This window comes from Myxococcus sp. CA056 (assembly GCF_013336715.1).
Classification (GTDB): domain Bacteria; phylum Myxococcota; class Myxococcia; order Myxococcales; family Myxococcaceae; genus Myxococcus; species Myxococcus llanfairpwllgwyngyllgogerychwyrndrobwllllantysiliogogogochensis.
In genome coordinates this window covers 1,013,227-1,030,616 of record NZ_JABUMT010000002.1, presented here as the reverse complement: position 1 = coordinate 1,030,616, position 17,390 = coordinate 1,013,227, and the positions used below count along the sequence as shown (strand labels likewise).

The following is a 17,390-nucleotide window of genomic DNA, read 5'->3' as shown; positions in this document are numbered from 1 at the left end:
GGTCGTGCCGCAAGGAATTCGGCATCCCTTCGTTGACGTGGACAACCCATTTCGCGAGCAAGCTCCGTATCCCTTTCAAGGGTGACGGCTGGTCGGGCATTGGGCTCGAGCCGGCTCGCGTGGTGTCGGAGAGACCGTGCTGCCAGGCAATGACCGCTCCGTCCTGGAGTCCTTCCGTCGTGGGGATTCGTCCGTCCTCACCCAGGTGTACCGCGCCTATTCGCCGGAGGTGCTGCGCTACCTCTCGCGACGCTTCTCCGTGGGCCCGGATGGTGGGGCCACGCGCACCGTGTCCCTGTCCGCGCTGGACCTGGACGCGGCCCATCAGGAGACCTTCGTGCGCGCGTTTCGTCCCAACATGCGGCAGGCCTATGACGGGGTGCGGCCCTACCTGGGGTTCCTGCTGACAGTCGCGCGCTCGACGGCCATCGACCTGATGCGCGCATCGGGACGGGTGTCCCGGGAAGCCGTCTCGCTGGACGAAGCACCGGAGCTCAACCAGTTGCCCAATGAGGGGCGCAGCCCGGAGGAAGAGGCACTCGGCACCGAGGTCCGGACGCTGGTGCGCCGCTTCCTGGAGACGCAGTCCGAGGAAGGTCGCGCGCTGGCGCAGTTGCGGTTCGTGGAGGGGCTGTCCCAGGAGACCACCGCCGAGCGACTCCGACTCACCCGAGGCGAGGTCCGCGTGCGCGAGCGCAAGCTGCGCACGCAGTTCACCGAGCACCTGAAGTCCTCCGGCTGGCTGGAGACGACGGCCGAGCCTGGACGCCTGGAGCTGGGCGTCCTCTTGGCCACCCTCGCCCTGTGCGCGATAGGGAGCATCCCATCATGAGGTGGTACGAGCGACACATCGACGCCAGCCTGCCGCGCTGGGCCCAGGGAGAGCTTCCCCCCGCCCAGGCCTCGCGACTGCTGCGCCATGCCCACGTCTGCCACCGCTGTGGCCCCCTCTACGAGCGCTGGGCCCAGGCGCACCGCGCGCTGGAGGACTCGCTGGACGCGCCCTCCTCCATGGAGCGGCTCGCGTTGACGGAGGGGGGACTGGAGGCGGCGCTGGCCGCGGCGGAGCCCCTGGCCGCCCCTTCACGGTGGCCGTCGATGATGGCGCTCGCGGGCGCGCTGACCGCCGTCGTCGCCGCCATGGTGCTGTCGCCCGCGCTGACCGACGAGTTCCGCGCCCGAGGCCTGGGCACGCCGCCGCCCGGCGTGGCCCTGCGCATCTTCTGCGCCACCCCGGGTCAGCCGCTGCGGGAGCTGCACTCGGGTGAAGCCTGCCCGGCGGGTGCCATGCTGGCCTTCGCCGCGGGCGGGCAGGCGCCGTACACGCATATCGCCGTCCAGGTGCGCGGCACGCAGCGCGCGGAGCTCACCGCCGGCCCCTTCCTCCTGTCCGGTGCGCCAGGCAAGGAGGCGCCCCTCGCGTTGACGGTGCCGCTGCCGGAGACGGTGGGCGAGGCGGAGGTGACGGCTGCGTTCGCCGACAGCCCGTCCGCGGCCCTGGCGGCCTTGCGTGGTGAGGAGCAGGGGGGGGCAGTGGTGCTCAAGCAGGCCCTGAGGGTAGAGGAAGGTCCATGAACAAGCTGGGAGTGCTCCTCGGGGTCGCCGCGCTCTTCGCCGCACGCGACGCCTCGGCGGATGCCCTGGTCCGTCGCGCGCTCGTGATTGCCCACAACGGCAGCGACGACCCGTCGCTGCCCGCGCTGCGTTTCGCTGACGATGACGGCGTGCTGTGGGCGGAGACCCTCCAGCGGCTGGGGGTGGAGACGACGCTGCTGGTGGACCCGGACGCCTCCACGCTCGCAGGGGGCCGGCCGGTGCTCGCGGGCGCGCGGCCTCCCACGCCCGACGAGGTGAAGCGCGAGGTGGCCCGGCTGCGCGCCGCCAGCCTCGCCGACGACGAGCTGGGCCGCGAGACGGACGTGCTCGTGGTGTACGTGGGCCACGGCAACACGGACGAGGCGGGCCGCGCCTACTTCACCCTGGCGGGAGGCCGGCTGGACAAGGCGAGCCTCTACGCGGACGTGGTGGACCCCCTGGGCGCCGACTACGTGCACCTCATCGTCGACGCCTGCCGCGCGTCCGGCGTCGTGGGCAGCCGGGGTGGGCAGACGGACGCGGCGGTGCTGGCGGAGCTGCGCGGCATGCTCGCTCGCGAGCAACTGGCCACCCGGCCCACCGTGGGCGCCGTCTTCGCGGAGAGCGACGATGGAGAGACCCACGAGTGGTCCCGCATCCGCGCGGGCGTCTTCAGCCACGTGGCGCGCTCGGGGCTCCTGGGCGCCGCGGACATCAATGGCGACGGACAGGTGGAATACAGCGAACTGGGCGCCTTCGTCTCCGCGTCGCTGCAAGGCGTGAAGGGCCTGCCGGCGCGGCTGAGCATCCACGCCTTCGCGCCCACCGGAGCGCCCCGCCGTCCCCTCGTCGGCCCGGCCCCCAGCGGCCCCAGCCTCACGCTGTCCAGCGGCTTCGGTCACTCGCGACTTTCCGTGGAGGACTCGGACGGACGGCGGCTCGCGGACGTGCGTCGCTCCGAGGACCAGTACGTGATGCTGCGGCTGCCGGAGCGCGACGTGTACTGGTTGCGCACGCCCACCAGTGAGGCCCGCGTCACCCTGGCGGAGCTGTCCCAGGAGGTGCTGCCGGACCTGAAGCCCCGCGAGCTCCAGGAGCGCGGTCCCGCCGAGGAGGCCCTGCGCCGGGGCCTGTTCGCCGTGCCGCTCGACAAGGACTTCTATGACCAGTACGTGGTCGCCGCGGGTCTGGTGCCGGTGGACTTCTCCCGCGCCTTTCCTCCAGCCGCGGGCGGCGGCGACTTCGTGTCCCGGCGCTTCGCGATGGCCAGCCCCTCCGCCTCCTCCGCGTGGGAGGTGGGCCTCGTGGGGCATCAGGCGCCCCTGGGGCTGAGCAGGTTCTCCACCGGCCCGAGCCTCTCCTGGCGCGATGACACGTGGCCGCACCTCTACTACGGCGCGCGCGCCACCTACTCGCTGATGCCGGTGGCGTTCGAGGGCATCCGCACGCACCGCACCACGGTGCAGGGCCTCTTCGGCCTGAGGGATGGGGAGCGCACGCCGCTGTTCCTCGAGGCGGGACTCGGCTGGGGTGTGCTGGGGGTGACGTCGCCGAACAAGCGCATGTGGGACCCGACGCTGCTGACGACACACGCGGCGGCGGGCGTGGCGGGGCGGCTGCTGGGACTGAAGCTGCGACTGGCCGCGACGGCCTCAGCGGACCGCGTCACGCTGGACGGCGATGACAGGTGGGACCGGATGTTCGGCGTCGAGCTGGCGCTGAGACGCTGACACCGTGCGGCCCGGGGGAGAGCCTTCGTGATGCGACCTGTCTGGATGACGCTGCTCGTGCTCACCGTGGGCTGTGACGGAATCGACCTGGAGCAACTCGTCCGTCAGCACAATCCCCTGTCCCGCTTCGAGCCCGAAGCCCCTGGCGAAAACTGCGAGCACGGCGGACGGCGCACGCTCACGGGCCTGGACCTGGACGACGACGGCGTCCTGGACGACGCCGAGGTGAGCAGCACCTCCTACGACTGTGCCCTGGCACCGCCGCGAGTGCTGGTGGTGACGCAGACGCTCCCTCCGGGGACACCCTGCCCGTTGGGCGGCCAGCGCTTTCGCGCGGGCCTGGACGTGAATGGCGACGGGCAGCTGGAGGACGCGGAAGTCACGCAGGAAGTCGTCACCTGTCGGGATGCGTCCACCGTGGTGTACCGCGTGAGCGACCTGAACTCGTATCCCCTCGCCTGCGACGAGGGGACGTCCCTCCTGGAGGCAGGGCCGGACCTGGATGGCGATGGAGCGCTGGGCGACACGGAGCGCCGCGCGCAAACCATCGTCTGCGCTCCCGCGTCGATGGTCCGCGTGCGCCCGCAACCCGAGCCGCCCGGAGCCCGCTGCGCCTCCGGTGGCACGCGCCTCAATGTGGGCACCGATACGAACGGCAACGGCACACTCGAGGACTCCGAGGTGGCCACGCGCACCTACGTGTGCCTCTCCGAAAACACCTTCACAGGCGACTACTATCTGCGCGACGCGGTGGACCTGGAGGTGCTGCGCTCCCTCTCCCGCATCCAGGGCTCGCTGAACATCCAGGACACCGCGTTGGCCGAGCTCGTCCTGCCATCGCTCTCCGCGGTGGAGGGGCCGCTGTACGTGGGCGGCAACACGGCCTTGACGCGTCTGGAGATGGACGGGCTGCGCTTCGTGGGCGGCGACGTCGCCGTCTACTCCAACCCGGAGCTGGAGACGCTGACGCTCGGGGGCTCGACGGAGCAGGGCATCCTGTGGGTGGAGCGGGACTTGTCCGTGCAGCAGAACCCGCGCCTCGCCAGCCTGGATGGGCTGAAGAACGTGAGGCCCCGGGGCAGCCTGTCCTTGTTCGACAACGACTCGCTCACCCTCCCAGCCTCGTGGAACCTCACCGAGCTGCCCGGCTCGCTCGATGTCATCGGCAACGCGAAGCTGACCCGACTGCCCTTCCGGGTCCTCAAGCAGGTGGGGGGCTCCATCGCCATCAATGAGAACCCGGCGCTGACCGCGCTGGAGCTGACGCAACTGGAGACGGTGGGCAACACCCTGACGCTCCGCCAGAACGGCTCGCTGACCGACCTGTCGGGCCTGCCCGTGCTCCGGACGATTCAGGAGGGTTTGTACGTGACGGACAATGACGCCCTGGTCTCCACGTCGGGGCTGGGCGAGCTGCACAGCGTGAGCTGGCTGTCCCTCGCCGACAACGACGCACTGACGGCCTGCGACTTCCCTCGACTGGCGGCCATCCACGGCCGGTTCGACCTGACGCGCAACAAGGCACTGACGCACCTGGGGACCTTCCCGGCCCTGTCCTCCCTGCCGCGACTGGCGCTCTCGGAGAACGACGTGCTGAACGACGTGTCGGGGCTGGGCAACCTCCGGAGCATGGAGGAGCTCGAGGTGACGGGGAACCCGGCGCTGAAGCACCTGGATGGGCTCTCACACCTCAAGTCGCTGACGAAGCTCAAGGTGGACTCCAATCCCGCGCTCGAACGACTCGGGTTGGGCGGCCTCCAGGAAGTGCGCCAGACACTGGGCATCGTCTGGAACACGGCGCTGCCCACCTGTCTGGCCAACACCTTGGCGGACCGGGTGTTCATCGGGACGGAGCGCGACATCCGGGGCAACGACGACACGGCCACCTGCGCGACGCCGGTGCTCCCTGTCGGCGATACAGCAGCGCAGGGCGCGTGGGCCCCCCAAGGAAGCACTCGATGAGATGGTCATGGCTGGCGTTGCTGCCCCTGGTGATGGGCTGTGAAGCCCTCCGGTTGAGCGAGCTGTTCCCCGCGCTCTCCCGCACCATCGTGGAGCCTCCGGGGGAGCGCTGTCCCCTGGGAGGACGGGTGATGTTCGTGGGCACGGACCTCAACGCGAACACCGTGCTCGACGACGACGAGGTGACGAGCACCGAGGTCCAGTGCGCCATCGTCCCCGACCTGCTGGTGATTGTGGAGCCGGTGCCCTTCGGGACGCGGTGCCTGGGAGACGGCCAGGTCACCCGCGCCGGGCACGATGCGAACGGAAACCACACCTTGGACCCGGAGGAGGTCGCTCGCGAGGTGTACACCTGCTGGAAGGTCTCCGACGCGCCCATCCTCTCCCGCGTGCGCATCCCCGAGCCGCCCCCGAGTTCCTGCCCCGAGCCCACCAGGCTCACCCTCGTCGACACGGGGCCCGACGAGAACGGCGACAAGAACCTCGACGACGACGAGGTGCGGACCACCCTCTCCCTCTGCGCGCAGGAGCCCCAGCTCCTGGTGGAGCTGGACTGGGAGCCGGCGGGTGAGAAGTGCGCGGCGGGCGGGACTCGCGTCTTCGCGGGCATGGACCAGAACACCGACAGGGTGTTGGACGCCTCGGAGGTCCTCGCCTCCAGCTTCATCTGCCGGGACCGGAACACCTTCGAGGGCGACTTCCTGGTGCGGAACGACACGGACCTCGCCGTGCTCCAGGGCATCGGCCGCATCCGAGGCACCCTCCAGTTCCGGGGCGGCGGTCCGTCGCTCTCCCAGGTGAGGGTGCCCTCACTGGAGGTCGTCGATGGCGCCGTGGTCATCGAAGGCAATCCCTCCCTGACGCGCATGCAGTTGCCCGGCTTGCGCTTCGTCGGACAGGGGCTGGAGATTCGCGGCAACGACCTGCTGGAGACGCTGGAGGTCGGCGGCGCGAGCGGCGAGAAACTGTGGGTGACCACGAATCTGGCCGTCGAGTCCAACGCCCGGCTGACGAGCCTGGACGGCCTCCGGTTCGTGGTTCCTCGCGGCGGCGTGCTCCTGAAAGGCAACGCGGCGCTCACGCACGCGCCCGAGAGCCCGGGGCTGCATTCCATCCAGTTCCTCGAGGGAGCGTTGACCATCAGCGCTCACGGCACGCTTCCGAGGCTGCCCCTGCCCAACCTGGTGCGAGTGGCCGGGGACGTCGTCATCGAGGGCAACACCCACCTGGTCACGCTCGGGGGGACGAAGCTGGAGTCCGTGGGTGGAAACCTGCGGGTGAAGGGCAACCCCCAACTGCCGAACCTCATGGGACTGTCGTCACTCCAGGTCGTCTCCGGCGAGCTGGAGGTGAGCGAGAACGCGGGGATGCTCAACTCCTACGGTCTCTTCTCGCTCCGGCATGCGGGGAGCATCACCTTCGCCCGCAACGACGCGATGACGGTGTGGGGGGACCTGCCCGAGCTGCGGAGCGTGGCGACGGGCATCTCGGTGGACTCCCTCCCGGAGCTCAAGACCCTGGGGGGCCTGATTCCCCTCGTGAACGGGCCCTGGCTCTCTCTCGACAACAATCCCAAGCTGACCGCGCTACATGGGCTGGCGAACCTGGAACACCTGCGGGGGCTCTCGGTGCGGCGCTGCGACGCGCTCGGCAACCTGGGTGAGCTGGGGCATCTGCGCACCATCGAATCGCTGATGGTGGAGGACAACGCCAACCTGACCCGCCTGGGGTTGGACACGGTGCAGGAGGTGTCCAGCTACCTGTCCGCCCAGCGCAACCCGCGGCTTCCCACCTGTCATGTCCTCGAGTTCGTGGGGCGCGCCTACACAGGCACTCCCGGCGTGCTCTTCGTGGCGGACAACGACGACCAGGCCACCTGCCCATGAGTCCATCTGGTGGGGACAGCGCGCGACGAGAAGCGACAAAGAGGAACTCCGATGCGATGGACCTGGGTTGTTCCGCTCTTCTTGCTGGGGGGCTGCGATGCGATTCGCCTCGGCGACTTCCTCGAACCCCACGCGACGCTCATTCGCAAGGAGCCGGAGCCCGCGGGCGAGCACTGCGAGCATGGCGGGGAGGCGATGCTCGCGGGCCCGGACGCGAATGACGATGGGCTTCTGTCCGACGACGAGGCGGACAACATCCAGTACTCCTGCGACAAGGCGCCCCCGCGAGTCGTGCAGCGCACGCGGGAGGAGCCGGCGGGCCCGCATTGCGAGCACGGCGGTCGCCGGGTGGAGTCGGGCATCGACACCGACCTGGATGGCGTGCTCGGCGACACCGAGGTGACGGCCGAGGAGTACGTCTGCGCCACGACCTTCCCAGGGGTCTTGGTGCGCACGCGGAGGGAGCCCCGGGGCGAGGCGTGTCCGCTGGGCGGCCAACTGACTCACGCGGGCAACGACACGAACCAGGACGGCATCCTGTCCGACGACGAAATCACCCGCGCGGTCTACGGCTGCCAGGAGCCGGACACGGTGCTCACGCGCGTGGTGGGGCTCGGGACGCGCGAGGACAGTGAATGCGGCTCCTCGGACGTCTACGCCGTGGAGTCCGGTCCCGACCTGGACCAGGACGGCACCCTCGACGACGACGAGCTTCGCGCCTCCACCCGCATCTGCAGACCGCCGGGGAGCATCCTGACACGCCAGCACGCGGAGGCGCCCGGCGTGAACTGCATCGCTGGCGGCGTGGCCGTGGCCTACGGCGGAGACGAGGACGGGAGTCTGGTGTTGGAGGAGCTGGAGGTCCTGGGCCGGCAGTACGCATGCCGGTCCGCCGCCACCCATGACGGCACCTACGAGCTGCTCGACGCCACGGACGTCGCCGCGCTCCAGAACATCTCCCACATCCGAGGAGGGCTCATCATCTCCTCACAGGTGGCCACGGAGGTGGTGCTCCCCGGGCTGGAGTTCGTCGAAGGCTCGGTGGACATCCACGACAACCCGCTGCTCGTGCGCGTGGCGCTCACGGGGCTTCGCTTCGTCCGGGATGACGTGGTCATCGCCCGCAATCCGCAACTGAACTCGCTGATGTTCGGCCCCGCCTCCTTCCCCCCGAGCCGCGCAGTCCAGGTGGGCCGGAGCCTGAGGGTGGAGCAGAACGCCCGGTTGTTCTCCCTGGCGGGAACGGGCGCCCTCACCCCTCGACAGGGCCTTGAAATCACGGACAACGCCATCCTCGAAGGCGCGGGGACCTTCAGTTTTGTCGAGAGCATCACAGGCACCGTGAGAATCACGGGCAACCCAGCGCTGAGAGACGTTCCACTGCCGCAGGTCGCCCTCGTCGGGGCCCTCCACATCGTCGACAATCCCTCGCTCCTTTCGCTGGCCGGGCTGCGCAAGCTGCGGACCATCCCGGGTGACGCCTCCCTCGTCCGCAATGAGGCGCTGGAAGACACCGCCCTGCTGGAGAACCTCCAGACCGTCGGCCGGGAGTTCGTGGTGTCGGGAAACCCTCAGCTCAAGCGCCTGGAGCTGCCCAACTTCTCCCGGGTGGGGGGCTTCACCATCGAGAACAACAACAACCTGTCCGTCCTCGGCCCCATGCGGGCCTTGCGGGACGTGGGGCCCTACTTCCGCGTCATCGGAAATCCGAGGCTGTATCAAGTCACGGAGCTGGGCTCCCTCCAGAGCATCCGCGGCGAGCTGGTCATCACCAACAACCGGTCCCTGATGGACCTGTCGGGCCTGGAGCGATTGACCATCGCCAGCAACCTCTACGCGGATGGGAACACGAACCTGCCGACCCTCGTCGGGCTGAAGGGCCTGCGCGAGGTGGACGGCCTGACGGTCCGGGACAATCCCAGCCTCACGGAGCTCCGGCTCGACTCCCTGGCCCAGGTCCGCGTCGGCTTCATGGTCACCGGCAACACGTGGCTCCCTTCGTGTCGGGCCACCCTGCTCGCGGAGGCCGTCCACACGGGCGCCCTCGACGAGCGCGTCATCGATAGAAACGACGAGGCGGCCACGTGCCCGCCGTAGCCCGCCTCGCGGGCGCTCGCTGACGCCAGGGCTCCGGGCGGCCCGCGCACGGCCCGTCCGCCCGCCTGGAGGACCTGCGCTGTCCGGTGCGTTCTCTCCCAAGGGGAGCGAACCGCATGGCCAAGCCCGTCATCCTCGCGGTGGACGACGACACGGAAGTGCTGCGCGCGGTGGAGCGCGACCTGCGGCGGCAGTACGGCCGCGAGTACCGCGTGCTGAGCGCGGACCGGGGTGAGGCCGCGCTGGAGACGGTGCGACAACTGCGGCTGCGCGGAGACCCGGTGGCCCTCTTCCTGGTGGACCAGCGCATGCCAGGCATGTCCGGCGTGGAGTTCCTGGAGCAGGCCAAGGCGCTCTACGACGAGGCCCGGCGCGTGCTGCTCACCGCGTACGCGGACACGCAGGCCGCCATCCACGCCATCAACGAAGTGCACCTGGACCACTACCTGCTCAAGCCGTGGGAGCCTCCCGAGGAGCGCCTCTACCCGGTGCTGACCGACCTGCTCGAGGAGTGGTGGGCGCACCACCCTCCGACGTTCGAGGGCATCCGCGTGCTGGGCAACCGCTGGGCGCCTCGCTCCCATGCGCTGCGGGACTTCCTGGGCAGCAACCAGGTGCCCTACCAGTGGCTCGACGTGGAGGTCAGCGACGAGGGCCGGCTGCTGCTGGCCCAGGCCGGCGGCGCGGCCGTGGAGAAGCTGCCCCTGGTCCTCTTCCCGGACGGCACGCGGCTGATGGGGCCTTCGACGCTGGAGGTGGCCGAACGCATCGGCCTGAAGGTCCGCGCCACCAAGCCCTTCTACGATTTGGTCATCATCGGCGGAGGACCCGCGGGGCTCGCCGCCGCCGTCTACGGAGCCTCCGAGGGCCTGAGCACCGTCATGGTGGAGCGCAGCGCACCGGGCGGACAGGCGGGCACCAGCTCGCGCATCGAGAACTACCTGGGCTTCCCCGCGGGCCTGAGCGGCGGAGACCTGACCCGGCGCGCGGTGGCGCAGGCGGCGCGCTTCGGCGTGGAAATCCTCACGCCCCAGGAGGTGAGTGGCCTGCGCGTGGAGGACCCGTACCGCATCGTCACGCTGGCGGATGGGACGGAGCTGAGCTGTCACGCGCTGCTGCTCGCCATGGGCGTGCAGTGGAAGAAGCTGGAGACCCCCGGCATGGAGGCGCTCACCGGCGCGGGCGTCTACTACGGCTCGTCGCGCACGGAGGCGGTGTCCTGCAAGGAAGAGGACGTCTACATCATCGGCGGCGCCAACTCGGCGGGACAGGCCGCGCTCTACTTCGCGCAGTTCGCCCGGCAGGTGACGCTGGTGGTGCGCGGCGACTCGCTGGAGCGGGGCATGTCCCACTACCTCGTCGAACAGGTGCGCTCCCTGCTCAACGTCACCGTGCTGCTCGACACCGAGGTGACGCGCGTGGAGGGCGGCGCCCACCTGGAGCGCCTCACCCTGGCCACGCGGGGACAACCCGAGCGCACCGTGCCCGCCACCACGCTGTTCGTGATGATTGGCGCCGTGCCTCGGACGGAGTGGCTGGACGGACTGGTGGCCCGGGACGCGCGCGGCTACGTCCTCACCGGACCGGACCTGATGCCCGGAGGCCAGCGCCCCAAGGGCTGGAAGCCGGACCGTCCACCGTTCCTCCTGGAGACGAGCGTGCCGGGCATCTTCGCCGCGGGCGACGTGCGCCATGCGTCCATCAAGCGCGTGGCCTCCGGCGTGGGCGAGGGCTCCATCGCCATCTCCTTCATCCACCAATACCTGAGTGAGGTGTGACGTGTCCGCGGACGTGAAGGAGCCCCAGGAGCGTCTGCGATGCCTGGAAGGCACGCTGCTGCGCCAGGAGAAGCTGGCCGCGCTGGGCCGCCATGCTGCGGGGCTGGCGCACGAGATGAACAACCCCGCCTCCGCGGGCCGCCGCGCCACCGAGCAGCTCACCGTGGCCATGGACGCGCAGGAAGACCTGTCCCTCGCGCTGGAGCGCTGGAAGCTGACGGAGGAGCAACGCGTGCTGCTGTTGCGCACGTGCCGGCAGAGCCAGGGCCGAGGTGCCACGCGGGACCTGGACCCGCTGACCCGAGGTGACGCGGAGGACGCGCTCGCGACCTGGATGGATGAACGCGGCGTGGTGAACGCGTGGGACCTCTCGCCCACGCTGCTCGACGCGGCCATCGGACAGGAGAAGCTGGAGGCGCTGGCCCAGGCCCTTCCCGCCGACGCGCTGCCGGACGCGCTCGCGTGGCTGGAGGCGATGGTGCGCACCCGGGCACTGCTCGCGGAGGTGAAGCAGAGCACCACGCGCCTGGCGGAGCTGGCCGGCGCGGTGAAGTCCTATACCCATGCGGGCAAGGAGCAGCTCGAACCCGTGGACGTCCACGAGGGCCTGGAGAACACGCTGCTGCTCCTCAACTACAAGCTGAAGCACGGCGTCGAGGTGAAGCGCGAGTACGACCGCGACCTGCCACGCGTCCAGGCCCTGCCCGGCATGCTCAACCACGTGTGGACCAACCTCGTCGACAACGCCATCGACGCCATGGGCGGCAAGGGCCACCTCACCGTGCGCACCGCGAAGGACGGTGACTTCCTGCTCGTGGAGGTGGTGGATGACGGGTCCGGAGTGCCGCCGGAGCTGCTGCCGCGCATCTGGGAGCCCTTCTTCACCACCAAGCCCATGGGCCACGGCACCGGCCTGGGCCTGGACATCACCCGCCGAGTCGTCGTGGACCGTCACCACGGCGACGTGCGCGTGGAGTCGAAGCCCGGACGCACGTCCTTCCAGGTCCGGCTTCCGCTGAAGACACCTCCGCCGGGGTGACACCGCTACGCGCCGCGCAGCTCCTCGAGCTCCGGACGCGGCTGTGGAGAAGGCGCACGCGGACGCGCGGGCTCGGGGATGAAGGCGCTGTCGAGTTCGAGGGGCAGGCGGACCCGGAAGCGCGTCTCGCCCGGCCTGGAGGTGACGACCACCTCGCCTCGGTGCAGCGTGGACACCACGCGGTGGGTGATGCTCAGCCCCAGGCCCGTGCCCTCGCCCACGCCCTTCGTGGTGAAGAACGGGTCGAAGACCCGTGGCAGCACGTCCTCGGGGATGCCGGGGCCGTCGTCCACCACCTCCACCTCCACGTGGTCCCCGTCGCCGCGCGTGCGCAGCAGCAGCGTGCCCCCGCCGTTCTCCTTGATGGCGTCGGCCGCGTTCTCGATGAGACTGGTCCACACCTGATTCAGCTCCGTGCCGTACGCGGTGATGGGCGGCAGGCTCCGGTCATAGTCCCGCTCCACGCGCACGCCTCGCAGCCGATGCCCCAGCACGGCCAGCGTGCTCTCCAGTCCCTCGTGGACGTCCACGCGCTGCAGCGGCGCTTCATCCAGGTACGTGTACGCCCGGGCCGCGTTCACCAGCGCGGCGATGCGTCCCCCCGCCTGCCCCACCTCTTCGAGCAGCACCGAGATTCCCCGCGTCGCGGCCACCCAGCGCAGCGTGCCCTTCAGCACGTCGCCCTGCAGCGACTCCAGTTCGTGCTCCAGTCGCTCGAGCGACAGGCCCGACTCCACCAGCTCCGGCGCCAGCACCCACGCGTCCTCCACGCCGCGCGCGCCCAGCCACCGCGCGAGCGCGTCCTCCGCGTCTCCCCGGTCCAGGGGACTGCGGGAGACGGGCTCCAGCGAGGCGCGAGCCTCCAGCGCCCGCACCTGGGGCTCGGACAGCGTGCGGCAGTCCAGGGACAGCGCCAGCGAGGGCAGCTCTCCCAGCCGCTCCCCCAACTCGCGCACGCCGCGCATCACCGCCGACACGGGGTTGTTCAGCTCATGGGCCAGCCCCGCGGCCAGCGTTCCGAGCGACGCCAGCTTCTCCTGCTGGAGCGAGATGGACTGGAGCGCCTTCATGCGCTCGGCCATCTTCCGGAGAATCTCCCGGTTCGCCGTGGGGCACTCCGCGAGCATCTGCCAGAAGGCCTTGTGACTGAGCCGCACCAACCGGCAGTACGAGAGGGCACGGCTGCTGGCGAGGAAGCGCTGGCCGAGCAGCAGCGGCACCTCCCCGAAGAACTCTCCGGCGCGGAACACGGAGACGAGCGTCTCCACGCCTCCCACCGTCTTGGTGATGCGCAGCTCCCCCTGCAGGATGAGGTAGAAGGCAGCGGGTTCCCCTTCGTGGCCCAGCCACTCCTGGGGTTGAAGCTCCACGTGCGTGGACTCGCCGCGCAGCCACTCGGCCTCCTCGGGGTCCACGTCGGAGAAGAGCGAGACGGTCCGCAGCTCCGACAGGAAGACAGCCGCCGCGTCGCCTTCCTCCGCTCCTGCCGAGGTGGGCGGAGTGCTCGTCGGCGACAGACCCGGGGCCTCCGTGCGCGGAGGGGGAGCGGCATGCGGCTCCATACGGAGCTCCTTCCTGTCAGGGTTCCCCCAACATTGCGCCCCGTCCGCGAGTCCCGCTTCCCCACATGCTCCGTCGTCCCCCACCCTGCCGGACATGCGTCGCGCGGGAGCGGACAGCCAGGCGGAGGCCGCCTGCTCCCAGTCGGGTGAGGCCCCCCTCGAGCCCCAAGGCGCCGGGCGCCTACAGGGCTTGCATCCCACGGTCCATGTCGATTCCGGGTCCACGGGGCCATCCGGAGATGGACACCCTTCCTCGGACCCAGGCAGCATCGAAGGGACATGGGAAGCGAGGACATCGTCACAGCGCTGCGCCGGGTTTCACTGTTCTCCCGGCTGGGCGACGAGCAGCTCCACTGGGTGGCCAGTCATGGGCGCCAGCTTCACTTCGCCGCAGGGACTCGAGTCGCCGCGCAGGGAGACCCCGCCGACGGCCTGTCCGTCATCCTCGAGGGACGCACGGTGTGGTCCCGCCGGGTGGGAGACCAGGACGCCCCCACGGGCACGCTGGAGGCGGGCGACATCTTCGGGGAGCTCATCCTCTTCCTGAACTCCCCCTATCCCACCACCGGCCATGCGCAGACGGACGTGCGCTTGCTGAGGTTGGAGCCCGCCGCCTTCTGGGAGCTCTTGCGACAGGCGCCCTCGCTGGGACGGGGGCTCATGGAGGTGGCGGCCCAGCGCACCCAGCCGCAGGAAGTGGTGTCCACGCAGCAGCCCGGGCTGCTGACGCCCGGGCAGATGGTGGCGGGGCTCGCACCGGAGCTGGGCAACCCGGCGACGGCGGCGAACCGGAGCGCGACACGACTGCGCGACACGCTGCGACTGGTGTCCGCTCGGGCCATGGCGCTGGGGCAGCATGGCCTGTCCTCCGCGCAGCGTGGCGCGTTGCTCGCACTGCCTCGCGAGGCCGCCGACCGCGGCCGGGCGACTCCCGCGCTGGAGCCGCTCGCGCGGACGCGGCGCGAGGAGGACGTGGGCGCGTGGCTGGAGATTCGCGGCATGACGGACGCGTGGGACGTCGCGCCCGCGCTGGTGGCGTCCGGGCTGGACGTGGCGTGGCTGGACTCGGTGGCGCACCGCGTGGGCGAAGCGCTGCTGCGCGACACGCTGTCCTGGCTGGTGGCGGCGGTGAGCGGCGACGTGCTGCTGGCGGAAGTGGAGCGCGGCAGTGCCCGCGTCTCCGCCCTCGTGGAAGCGGTGCAGGCGTACAGCTTCATGGACCGGGCACCGGCCACGGAAGTGGACGTGCATGACGGCCTGGAGACCGCGCTGGGCGTGCTGCGCCACCGGCTGGACGGCGGCCACGTCACCGTGGAGCGGCAGTACGAGCGGACAGCCCCGAAGCTGAGCGCGGAGGGTGGCGCGCTGGACGAGGTGTGGACGCAGCTGGTGCTGAACGCGCTGGAGGCGCTGGGTGAGCGCGGCGGGACGCTGAAGCTGCGCACCTGGACGGAAGCCGGTCAGGTGGTGGCGGAGGTCGCCGACGACGGGCCTGGGATTCCCAGGGACTTGATGCCGCGCATCTTCGAGCCCTTCTTCAGCACGAAGCCGCACGCGGCGGGGCTGGGGCTGGACATCAGCCGGCGCATCATCGAGCGGCACGGCGGTGACGTGCGCGTCCTCTCCGAGCCGGGCCACACGCGGGTGCAGGTGCGGCTGCCGGTGTAGCGCTCCGGGCGGGTGTCCTGCGGAGCACGCGCGGAGCATCCACCGGGAGACGGAAGACCTGTCCTCGACGCTCGCGAGCGTCGTGCCGTGCACGCCCGCGTGGGGGGCCCTCTGGTTCGCGAGGGGCCACGCGGGTGGAGTGCTCTCCAGTCAGGGGAGCAACTCATGTCCGGCGAAATCCAGGGCGCCTGGTTCAAGGCCATCCTCGGCGCGATGACGGCAGCGTCTTCGCGCTTTCCAGCGCACCAGCGCACCATCAACAGCATGCGTGACGACACGTGGTACGCGTGGGAGGACTACGTGCGCATGACGGGGGAGCTGCACGCGGCGCTGGGAGACAGGGCGGTGGAGGCCATCGCCCAGCGCTCGGCGATGCGCACGCTGCCGCTGGCTCGGGCGAAGGGCTTCGACTCGGTGGAGAAGGTGTTCAGCGACTTCGACTTGGTGCTGCGCGCGCTGGTGAAGGACCTGCCCGCGACGGACAGCACGCGCACCGTGGCCTTCATGCCCCTGGCGGCGGAGCTGGAGAGCGGCTCGCGCCTTCCCGCGCCGCTGCTCTTGGGGACGTTCCGCGGCTTCCTGATGGGGTTCGGGAAGATAGTCACCGAGGCGAAGATGACGCCTCGGCACACCGTGCGGCGCTACTCGCTCAAGTGGATGTGAGCTTCGCGCGCGCCACCAGTCGCTCCACGCTTCGCAGGTGGGCACGGCCGAAGAGGGCCATGGCCAGGGTGGCGCCGCAGAGGGCGAGGAACATGTCCCACTGCGCGTCCCAGATGTCGCCCTGCGAGCCGAGGAACTTGTCGCCGCCCTCGGGGTCCAACACGAGCGCGGCCCACCACTCCAGCAGCTCGTAGGAGGCGCTGATGGCCAGCGCCACCGAGCCGGTGAGGAAGTTCAGCCAACCGCCGCGCCGCAGGGGCGTGGCGCGCAGCAGCACCTCGCGGATGATGAACGCGGGGAAGAAGCCCTGAACGAAGTGCCCCAGCCGGTCATAGGGGTTGCGCGACAGGTGGAAGGTGTCTCGCGCCCAGTCGCCCAGGGGCGTGAGGGCATAGGTGTAGTAGCCGCCGTACGTCAGCACGAGCACGTGCAGGAAGACGCAGACGTAGACCCAGCGAGACATGGGGAAGCGGCGGAAGGTGGCGGCCAGGACGACCATGCCGATGAGGCCTGGGCCCACTTCGAGCAGCCAGTTGAGCGGGCCCTCCGGGCTGAACAGCAACGTGGCGATGAGGATGGGAGCCAGCACGCCTGCGAGCACCAGCGGTACCCGGGCTTCTTCTCGCGTGCCGCGCACGGGAGCGAAGTACGGAGCGACGAAGTCGGCGGAGGGCGTCGAGGACAGGGAAACCGCGGGCTGCATCAAGGGGCCTCGTCTCGGGCGTGCCCGGATGTGAAGGCCGGGCCGCGCACAGCATCGCATGTCCCCAGCGGAGGCGTGCTCGCCCCATGCGTGCCGGCACGGCATGACACGAACGGCCTCGCTTCGCGGGGCGACACCGTGAGAGTCGTATCGGACGGGCTGGCATGGCCGCAGCGGCTGCATTCATGCCAGTTGCTCGGCCCGTGCTTGCCGGCACGGCATGAAGGGCCTCGCTTCGCGGGCCGACACCGCGAGGGTCGTACCCGACGGGCTCGAATGTCCGCAGCGGCGGCATTCACGCCAGCCGCTCGCCAGCACGGTTCGATGGGCATGACGCGAAGGGCCTCGCTTCGCTGGTCGACACCGTGAGGGCGCTCTTCCATCAGCGTGGGTACACGCTCGGACCTCGGTCTCTGGCAGGCTGCGCCCCCATGGCGCGCATTGGAATCATCGGGACGAAGTGGGGGCGCATGCACGTGGGCGCCTTCCGCGCTGCGGGTGCGGATGTCGCGGCCCTGTGCGGACGCGACCCCGTGGCCACCCGAATCGCGGCCGAGCAGGAAGGCATTCCCCTGGCCACCACGGACGTGCATCAACTGTGCGCCGCCGTGGACGCGGTGGTCGTGGCAAGCCCAGACGCACTGCACGCAACCCATGTACTCGCCGCCCTGGGGTCCGGTCGCGCGGTGCTGTGCGAGAAGCCCCTGACTGACTCGCACCATCGAAG

General features: G+C 70.4%; 12 protein-coding genes and 1 pseudogene. 11 read left to right on the top strand and 2 right to left on the bottom strand.

The genetic code is table 11. The annotated features are described in order from the left end of the window. Nucleotides 1-136 precede the first annotated feature (136 nt). The 8 genes from HUA76_RS11855 (at nucleotide 137) to HUA76_RS46420 (ending at nucleotide 12,067) form a co-directional block, all read left to right on the top strand. A complete protein-coding gene (locus HUA76_RS11855; protein WP_141642001.1) occupies nucleotides 137-832 on the top strand; it encodes an RNA polymerase sigma factor in 696 nt (231 codons plus the stop codon). Next, a complete protein-coding gene (locus tag HUA76_RS11850; RefSeq protein ID WP_174460875.1) occupies nucleotides 829-1,575 on the top strand; it encodes a hypothetical protein in 747 nt (248 codons plus the stop codon). Before HUA76_RS11855 ends, HUA76_RS11850 begins: the two co-directional genes overlap by 4 nt. Further along, entirely contained in the window at nucleotides 1,572-3,305 is a 1,734-nt protein-coding gene (locus HUA76_RS11845; protein ID WP_174460874.1) for a caspase family protein, read from the top strand. The genes HUA76_RS11850 and HUA76_RS11845 overlap by 4 nt, the downstream gene beginning before the upstream one ends. Nucleotides 3,306-3,332: 27 nt before the next feature. Beyond that, a complete protein-coding gene (locus tag HUA76_RS11840; RefSeq protein WP_174460873.1) occupies nucleotides 3,333-5,267 on the top strand; it encodes a hypothetical protein in 1,935 nt (644 codons plus the stop codon). Continuing rightward, nucleotides 5,264-7,153 carry a hypothetical protein gene (locus HUA76_RS11835; RefSeq protein WP_174460872.1) on the top strand — a complete coding sequence of 630 codons (1,890 nt, stop codon included), beginning with the start codon at nucleotides 5,264-5,266 and terminating at the stop codon, nucleotides 7,151-7,153. Before HUA76_RS11840 ends, HUA76_RS11835 begins: the two co-directional genes overlap by 4 nt. A gap of 51 nt (nucleotides 7,154-7,204) precedes the next feature. Then, nucleotides 7,205-9,250, top strand: a complete 2,046-nt coding sequence (locus tag HUA76_RS11830) for a hypothetical protein (RefSeq protein WP_174460871.1) — start codon at nucleotides 7,205-7,207, stop codon at nucleotides 9,248-9,250. 116 nt (nucleotides 9,251-9,366) lie between these two features. Beyond that, a complete protein-coding gene (locus HUA76_RS11825) occupies nucleotides 9,367-11,028 on the top strand; it encodes an FAD-dependent oxidoreductase (RefSeq protein ID WP_174460870.1) in 1,662 nt (553 codons plus the stop codon). A 1-nt stretch (nucleotide 11,029) separates the two neighbouring features. Beyond that, nucleotides 11,030-12,067 (top strand): ATP-binding protein, encoded by a 1,038-nt coding sequence (locus HUA76_RS46420; protein ID WP_174460869.1) that lies wholly within the window; start codon nucleotides 11,030-11,032, stop codon nucleotides 12,065-12,067. A 5-nt stretch (nucleotides 12,068-12,072) separates the two neighbouring features. Here the strand turns inward: HUA76_RS46420 and HUA76_RS11815 are convergent, their stop codons facing one another. Beyond that, a complete protein-coding gene (locus tag HUA76_RS11815; protein WP_174460868.1) occupies nucleotides 12,073-13,629 on the bottom strand; it encodes a sensor histidine kinase in 1,557 nt (518 codons plus the stop codon). 279 nt (nucleotides 13,630-13,908) lie between these two features. Here HUA76_RS11815 and HUA76_RS11810 point away from each other — a divergent pair, with 279 nt between their 5' ends. Together HUA76_RS11810 and HUA76_RS11805 are read left to right on the top strand one after the other, a co-directional pair. After that, nucleotides 13,909-15,297 (top strand): ATP-binding protein, encoded by a 1,389-nt coding sequence (locus tag HUA76_RS11810; RefSeq protein WP_141641992.1) that lies wholly within the window; start codon nucleotides 13,909-13,911, stop codon nucleotides 15,295-15,297. 165 nt (nucleotides 15,298-15,462) lie between these two features. Further along, the gene (locus HUA76_RS11805; protein ID WP_174454134.1) at nucleotides 15,463-15,960 is read left to right on the top strand and encodes a hypothetical protein; all 498 of its coding nucleotides are present in this window, start codon (nucleotides 15,463-15,465) and stop codon (nucleotides 15,958-15,960) included. Here HUA76_RS11805 and HUA76_RS11800 read toward each other — a convergent pair. Continuing rightward, nucleotides 15,947-16,663, bottom strand: a complete 717-nt coding sequence (locus tag HUA76_RS11800; RefSeq protein ID WP_174460867.1) for a DUF2238 domain-containing protein — start codon at nucleotides 16,661-16,663, stop codon at nucleotides 15,947-15,949. The two genes, HUA76_RS11805 and HUA76_RS11800, sit on opposite strands and share 14 nt — an antisense overlap. Before the next feature lie 431 nt (nucleotides 16,664-17,094). Here HUA76_RS11800 and HUA76_RS45270 point away from each other — a divergent pair. After that, nucleotides 17,095-17,319, top strand: a pseudogene (locus HUA76_RS45270) (Gfo/Idh/MocA family oxidoreductase); the annotation flags it as partial. Nucleotides 17,320-17,390: the final 71 nt, after the last annotated feature.

Bases quoted from the DNA above. Each gene is read 5' to 3' on its own strand.
- HUA76_RS11850 (WP_174460875.1), top strand. From the start codon at position 829: ATGAGGTGGTACGAGCGACACATCGACGCCAGCCTGCCGCGCTGGGCC.
- HUA76_RS11805 (WP_174454134.1), top strand. From the start codon at position 15,463: ATGTCCGGCGAAATCCAGGGCGCCTGGTTCAAGGCCATCCTCGGCGCG.
- HUA76_RS11825 (WP_174460870.1), top strand. From the start codon at position 9,367: ATGGCCAAGCCCGTCATCCTCGCGGTGGACGACGACACGGAAGTGCTG.
- HUA76_RS11815 (WP_174460868.1), bottom strand. From the start codon at position 13,629: ATGGAGCCGCATGCCGCTCCCCCTCCGCGCACGGAGGCCCCGGGTCTG.
- HUA76_RS11845 (WP_174460874.1), top strand. From the start codon at position 1,572: ATGAACAAGCTGGGAGTGCTCCTCGGGGTCGCCGCGCTCTTCGCCGCA.
- HUA76_RS11835 (WP_174460872.1), top strand. From the start codon at position 5,264: ATGAGATGGTCATGGCTGGCGTTGCTGCCCCTGGTGATGGGCTGTGAA.
- HUA76_RS11830 (WP_174460871.1), top strand. From the start codon at position 7,205: ATGCGATGGACCTGGGTTGTTCCGCTCTTCTTGCTGGGGGGCTGCGAT.
- HUA76_RS11810 (WP_141641992.1), top strand. From the start codon at position 13,909: ATGGGAAGCGAGGACATCGTCACAGCGCTGCGCCGGGTTTCACTGTTC.
- HUA76_RS11800 (WP_174460867.1), bottom strand. From the start codon at position 16,663: ATGCAGCCCGCGGTTTCCCTGTCCTCGACGCCCTCCGCCGACTTCGTC.